We start from the raw sequence: 4,221 nt of genomic DNA on the forward strand, positions 1-4,221 counted from the left end.
AGCAAGGATCTCGGCAAGAACGTCGGCGACGATTTCCGCGAGGGCAAGGTGACGCTTCCGGTCATTCTCGCCTATCGGCGCGGCACCAAGGCCGAGCGCACCTTCTGGAAGCGCGCCATCGAGGACAATGTCGCCGATGACGCCGGCCTGGAAAAGGCGACCGGCCTGATGACCCGCCACGGCGCCATTGCCGACACGATCGGACGCGCGCGCCATTTCGGCGAGATTGCCCGCGACGCGCTGGCGCCGCTCGAAGCGACGCCGCAGAAATCGGCGCTGATCGACGTCATCGATTTCTGCATCAGCCGGGTCAACTAAAGGCTGGACTTTCGCGACGCTATCTCTGGCCTGCGCTAAGAGGAAGTTTAGGAATTCGGTCCCGCCGTCTCGACAAGCCGCCCTGCCGCAAATTATCTATAAAACATGGCAAAGGGCACAGACGACACCATCGCGGTGCGCATCAGCAAGGTTCTGGCGGACCGCATCATTTCCGGTGCGATCGAGCCGGGGGCCAGGCTTCGGCAGGATCACATCGCCGAGGAATTCCAAACCAGCCATGTTCCGGTGCGCGAGGCCTTCCGCCGCCTCGAGGCGCAAGGGCTGGCCATCGGCGAACCGCGCCGCGGCGTGCGTGTCGCGTCTTTCGACCTGGGCGAGGTCAAGGAAGTCGCCGAAATGCGCGCCGCCCTTGAAGTGCTGGCGCTGCGCCACGCGGCGCCGCATCTGACATCGGCCATTCTCGATCTCGCCGAGGAGGCGTCCAAGGCTGGCGACAAGTCCCGCGATGTCCGGTCGTGGGAAGAGGCCAACCGCGCCTTCCACCGCTTGATCCTGTCGCCATGTGGCATGCCGCGCCTGCTCGCCACCATCAACGATCTGCACGCGGCAAGCGCCCGTTTCCTGTTCGCGGCATGGCGCTCGGAGTGGGAGACACGCACCGATCAGGACCATCGCGCGATCCTCGCCGCCTTGCGGCAGGGAAACACCGAATCGGCGGCCGTCACACTGGGGCGGCACGTCCAATGGATTGGCCGCAAGCCGGTCAGGACGGCTTCCGGAACGACGCGCGAAGCCTTCGCCATCGTAGGTTAGACGGCCTCCGCCAAAGCCAGGGCTTGCAATCTCCAGGGAAGTGTGGATTCGATAATAGATCGAAAACAGAAATTATCTATAATTTGAAATCGATCGAAGGAATCCCAATGACAGACGTCGCATTCTCGTCCAGCAAGCCGTCGTTCAGCCCGCTCCGGCTCCAGGATCGTTCTCTTGCCTGGCAGATTGGAGCCGTTGTGCTCGGCACCCTGTTCCTGGCGCTGTCATCCTACGTCGAAGTGCCGATGGTGCCGGTCCCGGTGACGATGCAGACCTTCGCCGTGACATTGGTCGGCGCGCTCTATGGCTGGCGGCTTGGCGCGCTCACCATCGCCGCCTGGCTGGTCGAGGGTGCGGTCGGCTTTCCCGTTCTGTCCGGAGGGGCAGCGGGTGCGGCGCATTTCGTCGGGCCGACGGCTGGCTATCTCTTCGCCTTCCCGCTTGTCGGCGCACTGGTCGGCTGGCTGGCCGAACGCGGCTGGAACGGCAAAAGGGTGATGCTTGCCTTCGTCGCCATGCTGCTTGGCAACCTTGCCTGCCTTGTGCTGGGCACAGCATGGCTTGCCGTCATGATTGGAGCCGAACAGGCCGTTACCTTCGGCTTCCTGCCGTTCATCGTCGGCGGCTTGCTCAAGTCGGCGCTGGGTGCCGCGACGCTCATGGCGCTTCGCGGCGGCAAGGCCAAGCTGGTCAATCCGTGACGATCAGGCTGCGCGCCCATCACCTCCTTTGCCTGCTCACCTATGTGGGCAAGGGATACAGCCCCGCCTTCACCGCCAATTATGATCGCGTAGCGGAGCGCCTGAGCCGGGGCGAGGACGTCCTCCTCGTTTCCGGCCCAGACGATGTCTGCGCCCCGTTGCTCGACGAGCCGGAACCGCACTGCCTCAACGAGAGCGTCGTCGAGCGGGACCGGCTCGCCGCGCAGGACGTGGAAGAATTGTTGGCACGGCCAATCCAGGTCGGCACCTGTGTTGATCTCGACACGGCGATGCTGGGCCGGATGCGGCAGGCGTTTTCGGCTGGCCTTGTACGCAAGGCCTGCGGCGGCTGCGAATGGAACGAACTGTGCAGCACGATAGCGGCCGGCGGCTACAGCGACACGCTGGTGCAACGGTCTGCCTCGCCAGGCAAGGGCTGATATTGGCCCGAGCCTTGGCGGTCGAAGCGGAGCCTCAGCGTCGAATCTGTGATATATTCGGCGCCGCGTAGGGCCATGGCCGAAATCCCAAGAGCGGAAAATTGGTGCCTGTCGCCATGATTTGTTAATCGGGTGCCCGGATTGTGAATTCGAGGCGGATTGAAGCGCGACCCCAAAAAGGCCATGCTTTGCCTGGAAAGATCGAGTCTACGCCGATCCCGCTGACGCGGAGATGGCGCCTGGCTGAAAGGGATACGATGCGGCAAGGACGTGCGCGCTGGCTGACAAGGCTGGCAATTGTGACAGGCATGGCGATCTCGGCTTTGCCGGCCTATGCCAAGCAAACCACCGAACCGGTCAAGATCACGTCGTTTTCGGGCGCCTATCTGGCAGCCCGGATCGCCGAAGGCGATAACGACCTCGACAGCGCCATCGCCTACTACAAGCAAGCATTGGCCTTCGACCCGAGCGACACCGGCCTGCAGCAGAGCCTGATGCTGTCGCTGATCGCGCAAGGGCGCTTCGACGAATCCCTGGTCTATGCCGACAAGCTCAAGGAAGTGCCTGACATCGAGCGTTTCTCTCGGCTGGCGCTCGCCGTCGATTCCTTCCACAAGAAGGATTTCACCAAGGCGCAGTACTGGCTCAAGCTGTCGCTGGAATCCGATCTCGACCGGCTGATCTCCGGGGTGATGTCCGGCTGGGCGCAGCAAGGCGCCGGCGAGCCTGCCGATGCGATGGCGTCCATCGACAAGCTGCAGGGGCCGGATTGGTTCGGCCTGTTCAAGTCGTTCCACCGCGCCCTGATCGCTGATGCATCCGGCATGCCCGAAAAGGCCGAGGCGATCTACGCCGCGACCATGCAGGATACCGCCGCCGGTGGTGCCGCTCCCGAAACCTGGATGCGCAACGCCCAGGCCTACGCCTCGTTCCTGGCCCGCAAGGGCGACAAGACCAAGGCGCTGTCGGTGCTCGATCAGGCCGAGGCGTTTTCGCCTGGCAAGCTGGAAATCGTCGCCTTGCGCGACCGAATTGCAAAAGGCGACAAGATTGCGCCCCTGGTGGCCGGCCCATCCGATGGCGCCTCCGAAATCCTGCTCGACCTCGCCACCGCGCTCAACCGTGGCGGCGGCGAGCCCTTCGTGCGCCTCTATCTGCAATATGCGCTTGCTTTGAAGCCTGATAGCGACGCTGCCCTTGTGCAACTCGCTGCCGTGTCCGAGCAATTGAAGGACGGCGAAGGCGCCATCGCGCTCTATCGCCGGATCCCCGCCGGTTCGCCGCTGAAGGAGCTTTCGGACCTGCAGCTCGGCCTCAACCTTGCCGATCTCGACCGTCACGAAGAAGCGATCACTCATCTGAAGGCTTTCGTCGACGCCCATCCCAATGACATGCGCGCCTATCTGGCGCTCGGTGGCGTCTATTCCTCGAAGGAGGATTTCCGTTCGGCCGCCACACTCTACGACAAGGCTGTCGAGGCGCTGAAGACGCCGACCGCAGCCAACTGGAACATCTTCTACCAGCGCGGCATCGCCTATGAGCGCCTGAAGGAATGGCCCAAGGCCGAGCCGAACTTCCGCAAGGCGCTGGAACTGTTCCCCGACCAGCCGCAGGTGCTGAATTATCTCGGCTATTCCTGGGTCGACATGAACATGAATCTCAAGGAAGGGCTGGCGATGATTCAAAAGGCCGTCGACCTCAGGCCGAGCGACGGTTACATCGTCGATTCGCTGGGTTGGGCCTATTTCCGCCTCGGCAGGTTCGATGACGCGGTGCGCGAAATGGAACGCGCCGTGTCGCTTAAGCCGGAAGATCCGGTTCTCAACGATCACCTCGGCGACGCCTACTGGCGCGTCGGCCGCAAGCTGGAAGCCACCTTCCAGTGGAACCAGGCTCGCGACCTGAAGCCGGATCCCGATGTGCTGGCCAACTTGCAGCAGAAGCTGATGAAGGGCCTGCCGCCGATCGAATCCAACACGGCGCAGGAG

The 4,221-nt window shown here is 63.2% G+C and carries 5 protein-coding genes; all 5 read left to right on the plus strand.

Annotation, left to right across the window (positions count from 1 at the left end; all coding sequences use genetic code 11):
* Positions 1–318 (plus strand): polyprenyl synthetase family protein (locus tag EN969_RS19255; protein ID WP_206525182.1); only part of this gene is annotated, 318 nt, incomplete at its 5' end.
* A gap of 105 nt (positions 319–423) precedes the next feature.
* Complete coding sequence (locus tag EN969_RS19260; protein WP_063167653.1) at positions 424–1,092, plus strand: GntR family transcriptional regulator; 669 nt, start codon at positions 424–426, stop codon at positions 1,090–1,092.
* 107 nt (positions 1,093–1,199) lie between these two features.
* Entirely contained in the window at positions 1,200–1,793 is a 594-nt protein-coding gene (locus EN969_RS19265; protein WP_063167654.1) for a biotin transporter BioY, read from the plus strand.
* Positions 1,790–2,233 carry a DUF1284 domain-containing protein gene (locus EN969_RS19270; protein ID WP_063167655.1) on the plus strand — a complete coding sequence of 148 codons (444 nt, stop codon included), beginning with the start codon at positions 1,790–1,792 and terminating at the stop codon, positions 2,231–2,233. The genes EN969_RS19265 and EN969_RS19270 overlap by 4 nt, the downstream gene beginning before the upstream one ends.
* Positions 2,234–2,490: 257 nt before the next feature.
* The coding region (locus EN969_RS19275; RefSeq protein WP_127419314.1) for a tetratricopeptide repeat protein at positions 2,491–4,221 on the plus strand (1,731 nt) is incomplete at its 3' end.

This window comes from Mesorhizobium sp. M7A.F.Ca.CA.003.01.2.1 (assembly GCF_003998945.1).
GTDB classification, from domain to species: domain Bacteria; phylum Pseudomonadota; class Alphaproteobacteria; order Rhizobiales; family Rhizobiaceae; genus Mesorhizobium; species Mesorhizobium ciceri.